The organism is Pedobacter sp. GR22-6, assembly GCF_037402555.1.
Lineage (GTDB): Bacteria > Bacteroidota > Bacteroidia > Sphingobacteriales > Sphingobacteriaceae > Pedobacter.
The window spans coordinates 879431-893508 of sequence record NZ_JBBEUC010000003.1 but is presented as its reverse complement, the minus strand read 5'-3'; the positions used below and the strand labels follow the sequence as shown (position 1 = coordinate 893508).

Below are 14078 nucleotides of genomic sequence, written 5' to 3'. Positions count from 1 at the left end.
CTTCAAACAAGCGCTCGCAACTCAGAAAAAAATGAAAAGAATAATTGTTTTGATATTCGCACTGACCATCACCGCGCTCAGTTCCCATGCACAGCAGACTTACCTCTTTGCATATTTTAAAGGAAATGGCGAAGATGGCCTGCACCTTGCCTACAGCACAGACGCCTACAACTGGACTGCGCTAAAAAAAGACCAGAGTTTTCTCCGCCCATCGGTAAGCAGGGACAAACTCATGAGGGACCCCTGCATCATCCGCGGTGCGGACGGACGCTTTCATATGGTCTGGACGGTGAGCTGGAAAGACAAGGGCATTGGCTATGCCAGTTCCAAAGACCTCATCAACTGGTCGGAGCAACAGTTTATCCCGGTAATGGCCAAAGAAGAGGCAGCAAGGAATACCTGGGCGCCGGAGATCACTTACGATCCCGCAACAAAAACATACCTGATCTACTGGGCCACGACCATTTCCGGTAAGTTTCCCGAGACCGCCTCAACGGCCGACAATGGCTACAACCACCGCATCTATTGTGTGAGCACGAGCGACTTTAAGCACTTTTCCGAAACCAAATTATTGTACGATCCGGGATTCAATGTCATCGATGCTTCGATCGTTGCGCATCAGGGAAAGTTCATCATGTTCCTGAAAGATGAGACCAGGGAACCGGCACAGAAAAACCTCAAGCTTGCATTTGCAGACCAGATCAGCGGTCCCTATTCCGCAGCAGGTCCTGCCATCACCGGAAATTACTGGGCTGAGGGGCCAACTGTACTGAAAAAGGGCAAGGACTGGCTCCTCTATTTCGATAAATACCGGGACCACAAATATGGCGCATTGCGTTCTACAGACCTGAAAAGCTGGACAGACATATCCGATCAGATTTCCCTGCCTTCCGGCATCAGGCATGGCAGCATTCTGGAAATCACCAAAAAAGAACTGAAAAAGCTACTGGCGCAATGAGCTAGTTGCCATCAGGCTTTACCACACTGCTCCTGAGACTCTCCGGCCAGTGCCAGTCCGATACCGGGTCTGGCTGGTCCGGACTAAAAGATTTAGAAGGTTCAGCCAGGTATTTGACCAGGCCAAGCTTCGCGCTTTTGATTCCTTCTACCACACATTTCGCGATCTCGTAGGCTCCATAAGTATTGAAGTGGGTATTGTCTGCCAGGGGCTTATCCTGACCAGGATAAGAATTTGCCGGATAATGCACAAAAGCCTTTTTAGATTCCTCCTCTCCCATCGCATTAAAGAGCCTGGTGGTCATTTCATTCAGGTCTACGAGTGCGACCTTTTCCTCTGCAGCGACTTTACGTGCGGCATCCGGAAAATCGCCGAGGGTATGCAGCATTTTACCATTCTGGAAAGACCTTCTGGCCGTAGAGGTCACGATCACCGGGATGCCCCCCTTATTCCTGGTTTCTCTGATGAAAAGCTTCAGCCGCTCGGTATAGGAAGCATATGCTCCAGCTTCAGGGCCTTTTTCCTTCTGGTCATTGTGCCCAAATTCGATGAACAGGTAATCGCCGGGCTTCATGACACTCAATATTTTTTTCAGGCGCCTGCTCCCCAGGAAAGAGCCCAGGGTCAAGCCCGATTCTGCGTGGTTGGCAATGGAAACTCCAGGCTTAAAAAATACCGGGATCATCTGTCCCCATGAACCCCAGGGCTCGTCATCCTGGTTCACCACCGTCGAATTGCCGGCAAGGAAAACCGTCAGCTGCTCCTCTGCTTTGCTGATCTCCAGCGTTTGCAGGGCAGCGCTCTTGTCAAATTCCAGGCTCAGTTTATCATCCCAGTCGAGCTTGGTCAGCTCCCTTGGCTTCAGGCCCACCACTTCCGTGGCATTGATCTTTTTATCTTTTACATTGACGATGAAAGTCCTGATCACCGATTTCCCGGCTGCTACACGAACGTCCTCCAGCATCAGTCGGCGCGACTCGGCCTTAACCGTCGTCAGGGATGCCCTGGACGCACCCAACTTGACAGTCACTTTATAATTGCCTTCCGGCAGGGCCACAGAAAAATAAAATGGCCGGCCCTCGCTGTTGATGGCAGTCTGGAAATCGAAACCATAACCTTTGGCAACGCTATACTGGTCAGCTGCAGCGACCTTTTTAAAGCCCGGGATCGCTTTCCCCGTACCGAAATCAAATTTGTAAGTGGTTTTGTCCTGTCCTTTGGAACTGATTGCCTGTACACTACATAGTGCCAGCAATATAAATAGTTGTTTAATGTTCATCACGTGCTTCATTTGGTGCTGAAAAATACGGAAGCCCGCAACAAGTTCCAACACGTTCCATCCTGTATGGCAGAAAATTCAGGATGGAACAGGTTGCAGGAGCAGCCGATTAAACCTAATTTCAACACCATTCACCAAATGTAACCTCATTAACGCAAATGAAAACACAATTCAGCCTTCTGGCGCTTTTACTGTTGACCATCTGTGCCTATGCGCAACAGGCCAAAACAGGAAGGAGTACCTATAACTTTAATTCCGCCTGGAAACTTTCCATAGGCGATCCCCAGGGTGCAGAAGCACCGGATTTTGACGACAGTTCCTGGAAAAGCGTAACACTGCCACATGCCTGGAATGAAGACGAGGCATTTAAAAAATCCATTGAGGCACTGTCGACCGGCATATGCTGGTACCGCAAACATTTCAAGCTCGATGCTGCCGATTCCGGCAAAAAGGTATTTATAGAATTTGAAGGGGTACGCCAGGGAGGCGATTTCTACCTGAACGGGACTTTCATCGGCAGGCACGAGAATGGCATTACCGCAGTGGGCTTCGACCTGAGCCCATTATTGAAGCCCGCCGGACAGGAAAACGTACTGGCTGTACGCACAGACAATGCCTGGAACTACAAAGAAAAATCCACCAATTCCGGTTATCAGTGGAACGACAGGAACTTCAATGCCAATTACGGAGGACTCTCCAAGAACGTGCGGCTGCATACTACAGGAAAAACTTACCAAACCCTGCCCCTATACACCGCACTAAATACGAAGGGCGTATACATCTATGCTTCCGACTTCAATTTCGAACAGCGTACTGCAGTGATCCATACAGAATCAGAGGTCCGCAACGACAGCGATACCGAACAGACCATTGGCTATGAAGTAGAGATCAGGGATCTGGAGGGCAAAAGCATCAAAACCTTCTCCGGGACTTCCCAAACCCTGAAAGCCGGAACTACAGGGATCATCAAAGCCGAGGCCCGGGTCGGCAACCTGAATTTCTGGAGCTGGGGTTATGGCTACCTGTATACCGTCATCACCCGCCTGAAAATCGGCGACCAGTCGATAGATGAGCTGAGCACCAAAACAGGCTTCCGCAAGGGGGAATTTAAAAAAGGCATGGTTTACCTGAACGACCGGGTGCTGATGATGAAAGGTTATGCCCAGCGCAGCAGCAATGAATGGCCGGCCATGGGCTTATCTGTACCGCCCTGGATGAGCGATTACAGCAATGGCCTTATGGTAGAGAGCAATGCCAACCTTGTGCGCTGGATGCACATTACCCCCTGGAAACAAGACATTGAATCCTGCGACCGTGTCGGGCTCATCCAGGCCATGCCGGCCGGCGATGCAGAAAAAGATGTGCAAGGGGTACGCTGGGAGCACCGGAAATCAGTGATGCGCGATGCCATCATTTACAACAGGAACAACCCCAGCATCCTGTTTTACGAATGTGGCAACGAATCGATCAGCGCGGAGCATATGGCAGAAATGAGGGCGATCCGCGACGAGTACGATCCGCATGGATACCGGGCCATCGGTTCCCGTGAGATGCTGGACATTGACAGTGCCGAATATGGCGGGGAAATGCTCTATGTCAACAAAAGTGCAGGCAAGCCACTCTGGTCCATGGAATACTCCCGGGACGAGGGGCTGAGAAAATACTGGGACGAATTTAGTCCACCCTACCACAAGAACGGAGCCGGCCCGCTTTACAAAGGTGCCGACGCCAGCGATTACAACCGCAACCAGGATTCCCATGCCCTGGAAAGCGTGGCGCGCTGGAACGATTATTATGTAGAGCGTCCGGGTACCGGCGATCGCGTCAGTTCAGGTGGCGTAAATATCATTTTTTCCGACTCCAATACCCATTACCGGGGCGAAGAAAACTACCGCCGCAGCGGAGAAGTCGATGCCATGCGCATCCCCAAAGACGGCTTTTTTGCCCACAAGGTGATCTGGGACGGTTGGGTAGAACCAAAAAAAACCGGAATTCACCTGATCGGGCACTGGAATTATAAAGCTGGCGTAAAGAAAGACATCTATGTTGTTGCAACCGGCGATAAGGTAGAACTATTCCTGAACAACAAATCCCTGGGCTTTGGCAAAGTCAGTTCAGGCTTCATCTTTACTTTCAAAGAAGTCAGCTGGAAAGCCGGAACATTGAAAGCCATTTCCTATGACCAGAAAGGCAAAAAGCTCGCTGAAACCTACCTGAGCACTGCTGGAGCACCTTATGCGCTTAAACTGCAAACCCTTCAAAGAGCGACAAGCTTTAAAGCCGATGGCGCAGATGCCATGATCGCAGAGGTAGAAGTCGTAGACAAAAACGGAAACCGCTGCCCTACGGCGCTGAACCTGGTCAATTTTGATCTGGAAGGTCCGGCAGAATGGCGCGGGGGGATTGCGCAGGGGCCAGACAATTACATCCTGTCCAAGGCAATCCCGGTAGAGTGTGGTGTGAACCGGGTCATCATCCGCTCAACGACTACCGCTGGAAAAATTGTCCTAAAGGCCAGTTCAGCCGGGCTGAGGGCAGCAGAACTCAGCTTCATTTCCCTACCTTTTGCGGTTCAGGAAGGACTTTCGCTCCATCTGCCAGACGAAGGACTGCAACCTGTCTTCCGGCGTGAAGGAAGACCAATGCTGCAAACCTATCTTCCCATTCGGAGAAGTATCGCTGTTAGCGGCATCAAAGCAGGGGCAAATGAAGAAAATGCGCGAATGAGCCATGACGACAATGAACTCAGCGGATGGTCCAATGATGGACAGTTGTCTACCGCCTGGATCCGTTACGAGCTGGCCAAAGCAAGTACCGTCACTGCAGTGGCATTGAAACTAAACGGATTCAGGAGCAAATCCTTCCCCATCAGGATCCTCGTAGATCAGGAAGAAGTATTTAAAGGCAATACCGTACCGGGACTAGGTTATTTCACTACCCCAGTAAAACCGATTAAAGGCAAAACGGTCACGATTCAGCTTACAGGCAGCAGTGCAGATCAGCAGGCCGGCCCGGTCGGCACAGAGATGAACGGCAAGAAACTGGATGATGGAATTGAAGTCAAGGGACTGAAAGGAAAAGGCGTGTTGAGCATCATTGAAGCAGATATCTTTGAGCAGCCCTGAGCCATAAAACAATAACAGATGGGCTGTCGCATCCGCGTACAGCCCATTTATTTTTTACAGTTTCCCCAGGTAGACGCTGTCACTCAGGCCATTTCTACCCTCAGCCGCAAATGCCAGGTAGATCTGTTTTTCCATGAGCAATTGTGCGGCATCCAGTGGTACGAATACTTCGCCTGTCTGTCGCTGTGCCGCATTCAGCAAGCACAAAGCCGCTCCGTTTTCAGGAAAATAGATCAATACCATTGCTGCATCGTAGCGGTTTTGATAATCTACCTCCAGCTGAGACCAGCTGAACCTGAGTCCGGCAGCTTCCTGTGCTACGGAAGAGTCTAACGGAGGCAATAGCTTGCCCCTACTGACCCGCACATTTGCATAATTCAAAACCACATCCGGATATTCCCCTGTCGTAGCCCTTTCCAGATTATGCCCCATTGCTTCACTATACGCAGACTTCGATGTGCCTTTTTGCTGCAGCGCAAAGCCCACATTTAAAAAAGCTTTGATCGGTTTAAAAAATGTGTTAAGTACCTTCAGCCTTTGTCTGCAGGTCAATTGTTTTAAGCTTGGTGCCTTTTCAGTCCTGCCAACCGAACGCACCACCGTTTTACCGTTCAGGCGATAATACACCCGATTTCCGATTCTTCCCTGGAAATTTCCGTTTTTGTAATGTGCCATATTTTCTTTTTATGATTTATTTTTTTAATTAAAGCGATTCGTTATCCTGAATTTATTTCAGGATCTCGCACCTACAAAGTGGTCTTTCTTAAGAGAGATCCTGACCACGAAGTAGCTGCGAAGCAAAATAAATTCAGGATGACGAAACGCACTAGCGCAAGTCTTCAGACTTGCGCATCCAGTCACAACCAATCCGCATAACAGTGGATCGTCCGCTTATGCCGCATCTTGCGCCATACCCCCTGCCCCTCGCGCTGCGCTGTTGCTCCCGTATTTCCCTCAACGGTGACACAAAAATCACCCCTCAGCTCCGTTACGATCCCACAATGCCCAACGCGGCCAAGAGAAGGGTAATACAATCCCATCACCATTCCTCGTCCTGCTGCCTTAACCTTCCTCTTGGCAGGAAAGAGCGATGGACTCTTTTAGCACACTGATTGATTCTATATCATTTGGATTGATAAAACTAAGGGATGATAACTGATTTCCTCCACTGACATCGTAACCTGGATGTCCAAGACCTGTAATATTGTTCGTAACAGGTAGACCATCCACTACGACCAATGGCTCGGTTCCTGAGTTTAAAGAACTCTTGCCTCTAATTTGTAAATTTACGGCTCCTCCGGCCAAACCCGTTTTAGGTGTTATCTGCAATCCTGGTACACGTCCTTGAAGTGCATACAAGGGATTATTTACTGGTTGTCTTTCAATCTCTTCTGCTTTAACTACGGTCACATTCCCCGTACTCAATCTCTGTGATGTCTTACCATAAGCAATCACCTGTACCTCATCAAGTTTTGAAGTACTCATTTGAAGCTGGATGTAATTAAAATCCTTATTGACTTTTATTTCTTTAGTCATATAACCCAGATAAGACACAACTAATAAGGCCTCTTCATCCACATTTTTCAGGCAAAAATCTCCATTTGCTGCAGTAGTAGTCCCGATCTTCGTGCCTTTAATATTAATAGTTGCCCCACCAATACCATTCCCTAAGGAATCTACCACCTTACCTTTGACATCAATCGCCTGAAATCGGTCTATCACCGTCTCCAAATAAGACTTCTCTTTAGGCTTAAGGCTAATGTTCTTTTCGTCAAAGGAATAAGTCAAATCTTGACTTTTACTCACTACATCCAGGACGTCTGTCAAATCGGTGGCTTTGAAATTGACATCCATTTTAGTGTTCTTATCTATCATAGCACCCGAATAGGCTACGTTATAGCCGGTTTGTTTCCTGATCTCCGTAAAGATCTGCTCCAACGTAGCGCCCTTTTTTGTGTATGTTATTTTCTGCGCAAAGCCCGCAGCACTCACCTGCAACAGGCAAGTGGTCATTAAGACTATGATTAGCTTCATAATCAATAGTAGTTTTACAGGCAGCCCCATCACAGACTGCCCATGGTTAAAAGTAATTTTTTCCATACTTTTACTTGGGTTTGAGTTAATACATGATTTCTGGTCAATAGAATTTAGGGTTACTCAGATCCATCTTGCCGGACTTGTTAGCGCAATTCCGGCTTTCTTTTGTCTGATCCCCTTTTCAGTCTTAACTCCGCTGTCGTAATAATGCTTTCATTTTCGTTGTTGGTTTAGTTGTTGATTCTGTTAATTACCCCAGGGATGATCAGTACCTAAGGCCAGTTGGTTAGACTGTTATCACTTACTCACTACTATTTTTCTGCCTGTTATTTTAAACTTCACCGCACCCGTGTTTTCTATAGTCTTCATTATCCTGGATACATTGCTATACTTAGATACCGAACCCTCCATCGGGTGCTGCTTTAAACTTTCGTTCTCATAGACCACTTCTACATCATACCACCGCGCTACCTGCCGCATCAGCTCTTCCAATGGCATTGAATTGAATAGCAAAATCCCCGACTTCCAGGCTGTAGCACTTTCAGGATCTACCATTTTTACCTTGAGCTTCCCATTTAACAGTGAGGCTTGTTGGTTGGGCATAAGGGTTACGCTCATAGCATCGGCTCGCCCCGCGCTCGATATTACGCGGGCACTTCCTTCTACCAACGTAGTCTTCACGCTGCTTTCATCAGCGTAAGCATTGATATTAAACTCTGTTCCGATATCCTCTACAATTTGCCCCTTGCTCTCTACCCTGAAGGGTTGTTTTTGATTATGTTTTACAACAAAGTACGCCTCTCCTTCAAGCAAAATTTTGCGTTCTTTACCAGAAAATTGTGAAGGAAAAATGATTCTTGAATCTGCGTTAAGAAATACGTGCGAGCCATCGGGAAGGGTAAATTCATAGGTTTGGCCTTTGGCTGTAGAAGCGGTTAATTGAGATCCTGAAACAAGTTCAGGATGACGACCGCCACCACGCTCGTCATTGCGAGGTTGCGCAGCTTCAGAAGCAATCTCACTACCATCATCATAGGTTAATGATGTAGGGTCTATGATTACCCCCTTCTTCGCTTCGCTCAGTTGGATCACCTCGCCATTGGCCAGCGTGATGGTCGCTCCACTCCTGCCTGGCGCGATGTCAGATCCTGAAACAAGTTCAGGATGACGGTCATTATCAGAATGACGAGAAGGGCTAAAAAACCAGACACCAAAAACAATAGTGGCTACCGCAGCGGCTATGCCCGCAGCAAGGCGGATGCGCGGCCAAAGTTCCACAGCGCTTTTCTCTTTGAGACCAATCTCTTTGTTGATATCACCAAATAAAGCAATCATGAACGCTTTCTTATGCTCATCAGTCATTTTATCCCATTCGTTGTTCTCAACGTATTGGGTATCCAACCAAAGATCCACATAAAGTTTTTCCTCCGGCGTACAATTGCCGTTTATGTATCTTTCCAGAAGATCTGATTTACCTTTCATATCACTTTTATGCCTTATTAAAGAGGTAGTCGTATGAAACAGCAGCAAGTACTATGCTGAAATAAAAAAAATCACAATAATAAAATAGCTAACCTGGAAATGGTCTCCCTAAGTGACTTCATTGCTGTGCTCAATTGGTTTTTAACGGTCTGATCTGAAATGTTCAGTTGTGTAGCAATTTCACTGATACTCATATATTCATTACGGCTCAGCTTATAAATTTCCTTTACTCGTGGTGGAAGCTGCTCTATCGCCAGCGAAATGACTTTTTCCAGCTCCTTTGCATCAATATCCTTTTCCGGATTATAAATGGCATGCTCCTTCAACGACTGCACAACCATACTATACTCTTCCCGGGTTACGTTTTTTCGGATCTTATCGATGATCTTGTGCCTCGTGACGGCATAAAGATAGGCCTTGAGTTCTCCGGAAAACTGCTTGTGCTCCCGCTCAGTCCACAGGTTTACAAACAAATCCTGTATCAAATCTTTACAATCGTCAAGGTCATAGAGTTTGTTAGCGGCAAACTTAATCAGTAAAGCTGAATAACGGTCATAGACTTCCGTAAAAGCAAATCTATCCCCTTCTTTTAGTAAAAAAACAAGTTCCTGATCGGTATATGCACTGTAAGCGTTCATGAGGTTAACAATCCTAAACTAAAATACTAAAAATATCTCGTCGAAAAAACGGGCACCTGTCCTTACCGACAAAGTACCCGTCATAAATTAATGCTCTTTTCGACGAAAGTATATAATTTCCATACAGATCGCCAAACTTTGGCGAGGAATAATTCAAATAATATCCTAATTATCCTTCAAGATACACATCCATAAACCAAGATTCTTGAGAGAGGATTATCTATCCAACGCGAAGGAATTGAAAGCTTTGGCACTAAAATTGTTTTTTTTCATTTGAAATGAACTGATAAAACTTTACAGCTATGAAAAACAGAGAAAACAAATTCGAAAAGTTAGAAAAAATGGGTGTAACCATTTTGAGTAAAGAAGAACAGGTAGAAGTTATGGGCGGCATGAAGTGGACCGGCAAGGGATCACAGAATGTTGAAATGGACCATTGGACTGCGCTAACTATTGGCGACCCTTGGGGTGGAAGATTTGGCATTAAGCTAGTTGATTAGCTTAATGGTAACACAATGCTCATTGTAGCAAATATGATTAGCAAAGCCACTTCTTAGGAAGTGGCTTTGTCGTTTGTTGAAGTAGATTTATTTGACCATTATCAGAACCTATAAAATTCGAATATTAAATAGAGCTCAGTGAGCGGCTAGAAAAGTGTGGCATGGCGGTAAATTAGTCGTTTCTCCAGTAAATACTGCTAATTTTATTTAAACCGCTCCAGCTTTTGGTTTCGCTCGCTACAATGTCATTTGGATTATTTTGAACTGTAAGCTTTCGAAGTGTTCCTCCGGAACTCGCGCTGTAAGTAGCCACATAGAGGTCGTTAGCTCCGGTACTTGTGTTCTGGATATCGAACTTCAGGAGGCTGATTTCTTCCGTACCAAAGTCCCTGATTAACTTTACTTTTTCATTTCCTGAACTGTATTCATAGCCATAAAGCTTACTGCCAACGGCGTAGAACAGATAAGACCTGTTGGAATAGAATGCATACTTTGTCGCCTTATCCAAATCGGTAGCCAGATTGAATGTAGGCTGATAATAAGCTACCTGAAGTCTAGTCCTGGGATAGAATTTGTAGATGTGAAACCTATTGCTAGGATCCTTCAAAAGGGCATAACTATTCCCCGAGACTGCACCGTTCTCTGTGTTGACCGTATTTTCCATATACACGAGATCACGTTGCGTAGAACGCTGATCCCATGGGAAAATAGATCCCGTAGTCAGAGGGATCATATTGTAATAATAGTTGGAATTGTAAACGAAGCGTTTGTTGTCTTTATCAAAGAACACCAACGATGAACCAGTGGTCAATGGTGAATAGGCAATATAAGGGGATAAACGGAAAAAAACATTGTCTACATGATTAATCCAATCACCATAACTTTCAGGCGTTGTGTAAGTTACATTTTCATTTTTATTCAGATAACCATTGCTCCAAATTGCCGCCCTCACACCTGAAACCTGAACACCATTGATAGAGATTGGTGCAAAAAGTATTGGTGCATAGGGTTCGGGAAGGTTCTGGGAAAAGAAAGAGAAACTCTTCAGCGTTTGCGAAGGATCTGAACGAAAAGTAGTACGGTCAATATAATATGCACCATCATTCGTCGTGATCCACAATTTTCGATTGTCTACGTTATACTGCGGCAGACTACCCGAAAAATAAACCTCTTTCGCACCTTTCAAAACCGGAAGCCCACTGCCCGACAATAGGTTTTTCAAGATGAACTCCTGGCCGTTGGCACGCATGGCAATCATCTGCAGATCTGCATTCCCACTGTTATCGTCGCCAAATACCAGGAAACCCCTGCTCACTACGGTCGTCACGCGCAACGTTGCAGTCTTGCTGAACGCCACATTGGTATTGTTGTCGGTAACCCGGTAGTAAAGATTATAATCCCCTGGGTTGAGCTCAACAGATGTTTTTAAATCCCGTTCCGTACCGATAATTGTTCCTGCAGCTGTTGGTGTGGCAACAGGGATCACTTTCCAGGAATAGCTATAGTTACCACTTGCCGTTGCATCCTGAGTCCAGTTGATATTCGGTGTGATTTTCAATTCCTCTGCCTTATAAATTACTTCGTAATTTGTAGCCAGACCAGAAATACTGCCTTCATTGATTTCATGCAGTTCCATCTCCGACTGTTTACATGCCGACAGGTACAACACTGCGAGAAGGAAAAATGTAATAAGATTATATTTTTTCATGATTTGCTTCGTTAATGTGAATTAATTCATTTGTTAGGGACGATACGGAACTCCTATGGTCGATCTCCAGCTTACACCATAAACCCACATGAGTCTTCCATCCGAGGGTTCCAAAACCGGCGTCCCTTTATCCATTTGTTCTCGCAGATACCTGGAAACGGTATTAGAAACGGTTAAAGCACGATCTACACCCATTTTGGCGCCGGTGAAATCGGCATAGGTAAGTCCGCAAAGCCTGCACATGAGATCGTATTTAGCCGGAGAAAAAACACCCCAGTAACTATCGTCCCTACCGGAGATATTCGCGCCATACCAGGCCCATACAGCTGGCATAACCAGTAAGTCAGAAAATCTTATGGAATGGTAACGCGCATCGAACTTTGCGTTATTCATTACGTTTTCCTGCATAGCAGGAATTGGATACCAGACCGGCATACTGAGCTTGAAGTTTTCATTTTCAACTAACCTCAGACCAAGTTTTACTTCCTGGGTACGTAGGTTGGCGGCACGTTTAAGTACAACTGGTATTTCTCCATAAAACTCGTTTGCTTTCACTACATAAGCCGATTTTAATGGTTCATAATGTATGCCTTCAGTTGCAGTAGTGCTGTCTTTATCTACTACAACATTAAATGTTCGGTCATGGCTTACCGCATTGCCAGTAATGTTGACCCGCAGGTTTACGGTAATGGTGTTTTCTGTCGTATTTAGAAAACTCGTGGTCGTATATGGCTGGTTCGGCCAATTATTGGCAGAGGAATTTAAGTAACGTGGATTCTCATACCTCACGGAAAAATAGATGCCTTCATCGCCTTTATAGGTGGCAACTTCCGTTTTTTTACAGGCTGTGGTAAATATCGTTAGCAACAGCACTACATATAATATTGCTCTTCTCATTGTCGTTTTTTTAATTACGTTGACTAATCTCACTATCCACCAGTGGTACTACATAGCTACCACTGGTTACATTTGTCGTACCGGTATTTGTAGCGCCATCCGGCACAGATGCCAGGTTCTTTCGCTTGTAGTAGTAAAAAAGTTGTCCTTCCCCCAAAAATTCCCTGCGGTATTCATTTCTTAGGGCCAATTCCAGCGCATTTTGATCCGCTATGACCAGGTTTCTCGCAGATCTGGCTGCCCGTACCTTGTTAATCAGGGTGGTTGCATCGGTTAAACTTGCGCTACATTCCGCTGCGATATAATACATTTCACTGACTCGTATCAGGGGCACATAATTATCCAGCACGGTATTTACAGGTTCGTATTTTCTGCTGTAGAAAACAGAACCTGTCCCTACGGTTTGTACCGCAAATGCAAGATATCGGAAGTCATTGTTGTCGTCATACATTTCTGAAGCCCTGCCTGATGCGATACTTATCCTGTCGAAACTTACCGCATTTGGGCCAATTAAAGAATTGAACATGGCTGTGCGGGTATTGTCATATCCTGCAAACAAGATTTCGCTGGAAAAAACGCGATCGGGAGTTGTTGGGTTCACGGCCTCTTCACGGCTTACAAAAGGAAAGTAATTGTGTTCGGTTTGTACCTGTCGGATTACTTCCTGTGCTAACCTGCCTGCGTTCACCTTATCTTGTTTCCAGAGATATACACGTGCCAATAAGGCTTTCACCGCATAATAATTAAGTCTAAACTGCCTGTACGAAAGAAAATCCCCATTGACAAGATCAGAAGTATTTCTTCTTCCTTCCGTGAGGACCGGATCACTCGCTTCCAATAGTGCCAGGGAAGCGCTTAGATCTGCGATGATGTTGTCTATCACTTTTTCTGCTGGCAACAATGGCAAAGCCTGAGGCTGTACGACATTGTTATATGGAATGCTGGTTAGTGTTTTATTTTGCTCATTGTAGATTGGACCAAAAAGCCTCAGCACATCAAAATGAAAAAACGCCCGTAAAGCCAGTCCCTCTCCAAGAATTATGTTCTTGTTGGTTGCCGATAATACATTTGTGGTATTGCATTTATCAATAATCGTGTTGGTATTTGCAATCAGGCGGTAATACCGTTGCCAGGCCGAATCGAAATATGTCCTTGGCGTTGCATCGGTATAATTGAAGCTCTTATAGGTGGTATAAATATTACTTACTGCATAGTATTGCGCAAGGACATCAACCACTCCAGAAGTCATGTGCTTTCCGTATAATACATCGGAAGTCATATCGATATATACACCATTCAACGCAGACCTAAAACCGGTGGTATTGCTAAACAAATCATCTTCCATGATCCTGTCCGGAGTTTGCACATCCAAAAACTTTTCGCAACTGCTGAAAAACAACATGGTGCCTACGAGCAGCATTCCGATATTTTTAAAATTCTTCATCTTCTTCATC

12 protein-coding genes are annotated in these 14078 nt (G+C 45.7%); 3 read left to right on the top strand and 9 right to left on the bottom strand.

The annotated features are described in order from the left end of the window. Positions 1-31: 31 nt before the first annotated feature. Complete coding sequence (locus tag WAE59_RS17740) at positions 32-958, top strand: glycoside hydrolase family 43 protein (protein ID WP_337857304.1); 927 nt, start codon at positions 32-34, stop codon at positions 956-958. Position 959: 1 nt separating this feature from the next. On the opposite strand, the gene WAE59_RS17735 is transcribed toward WAE59_RS17740, so the two are convergent. After that, on the bottom strand, positions 960-2237 hold the full coding sequence (locus WAE59_RS17735) for a rhamnogalacturonan acetylesterase (RefSeq protein ID WP_337857303.1): 1278 nt from the start codon (positions 2235-2237) through the stop codon (positions 960-962). Between the two features lie 158 nt (positions 2238-2395). Here WAE59_RS17735 and WAE59_RS17730 point away from each other — a divergent pair, with 158 nt between their 5' ends. After that, complete coding sequence (locus WAE59_RS17730) at positions 2396-5362, top strand: glycoside hydrolase family 2 protein (protein ID WP_337857302.1); 2967 nt, start codon at positions 2396-2398, stop codon at positions 5360-5362. A 54-nt stretch (positions 5363-5416) separates the two neighbouring features. Here the strand turns inward: WAE59_RS17730 and WAE59_RS17725 are convergent, their stop codons facing one another. The 5 genes from WAE59_RS17725 to WAE59_RS17705 all read right to left on the bottom strand — a co-directional run bounded on the left by WAE59_RS17725 (position 5417) and on the right by WAE59_RS17705 (position 9519). Beyond that, positions 5417-6037 (bottom strand): DUF6266 family protein, encoded by a 621-nt coding sequence (locus WAE59_RS17725; protein WP_337857301.1) that lies wholly within the window; start codon positions 6035-6037, stop codon positions 5417-5419. Between the two features lie 182 nt (positions 6038-6219). Beyond that, positions 6220-6402: a hypothetical protein gene (locus tag WAE59_RS17720; protein WP_337857300.1), complete on the bottom strand. Its 183-nt coding sequence runs from the start codon at positions 6400-6402 to the stop codon at positions 6220-6222. A 22-nt stretch (positions 6403-6424) separates the two neighbouring features. After that, on the bottom strand, positions 6425-7396 hold the full coding sequence (locus WAE59_RS17715; RefSeq protein WP_337857299.1) for an STN domain-containing protein: 972 nt from the start codon (positions 7394-7396) through the stop codon (positions 6425-6427). Between the two features lie 300 nt (positions 7397-7696). Continuing rightward, complete coding sequence (locus WAE59_RS17710; protein WP_337857298.1) at positions 7697-8881, bottom strand: FecR family protein; 1185 nt, start codon at positions 8879-8881, stop codon at positions 7697-7699. Positions 8882-8952: 71 nt separating this feature from the next. Next, positions 8953-9519: an RNA polymerase sigma factor gene (locus WAE59_RS17705; protein ID WP_337857297.1), complete on the bottom strand. Its 567-nt coding sequence runs from the start codon at positions 9517-9519 to the stop codon at positions 8953-8955. 302 nt (positions 9520-9821) lie between these two features. Between WAE59_RS17705 and WAE59_RS17700 the strand changes: the two genes are divergently transcribed. Continuing rightward, complete coding sequence (locus WAE59_RS17700; protein ID WP_337857296.1) at positions 9822-10019, top strand: hypothetical protein; 198 nt, start codon at positions 9822-9824, stop codon at positions 10017-10019. 172 nt (positions 10020-10191) lie between these two features. Here WAE59_RS17700 and WAE59_RS17695 read toward each other — a convergent pair whose 3' ends face one another. From WAE59_RS17695 to WAE59_RS17685, 3 genes are read right to left on the bottom strand one after another with little or no spacing between them, the layout of a single operon-like run. Continuing rightward, complete coding sequence (locus tag WAE59_RS17695) at positions 10192-11727, bottom strand: PKD-like family lipoprotein (protein WP_337857295.1); 1536 nt, start codon at positions 11725-11727, stop codon at positions 10192-10194. Positions 11728-11760: 33 nt separating this feature from the next. Then, positions 11761-12624, bottom strand: a complete 864-nt coding sequence (locus WAE59_RS17690; protein WP_337857294.1) for a DUF4843 domain-containing protein — start codon at positions 12622-12624, stop codon at positions 11761-11763. Positions 12625-12634: 10 nt separating this feature from the next. Beyond that, complete coding sequence (locus WAE59_RS17685) at positions 12635-14077, bottom strand: RagB/SusD family nutrient uptake outer membrane protein (RefSeq protein ID WP_337857293.1); 1443 nt, start codon at positions 14075-14077, stop codon at positions 12635-12637. Between the last annotated feature and the right edge of the window lies 1 nt (position 14078).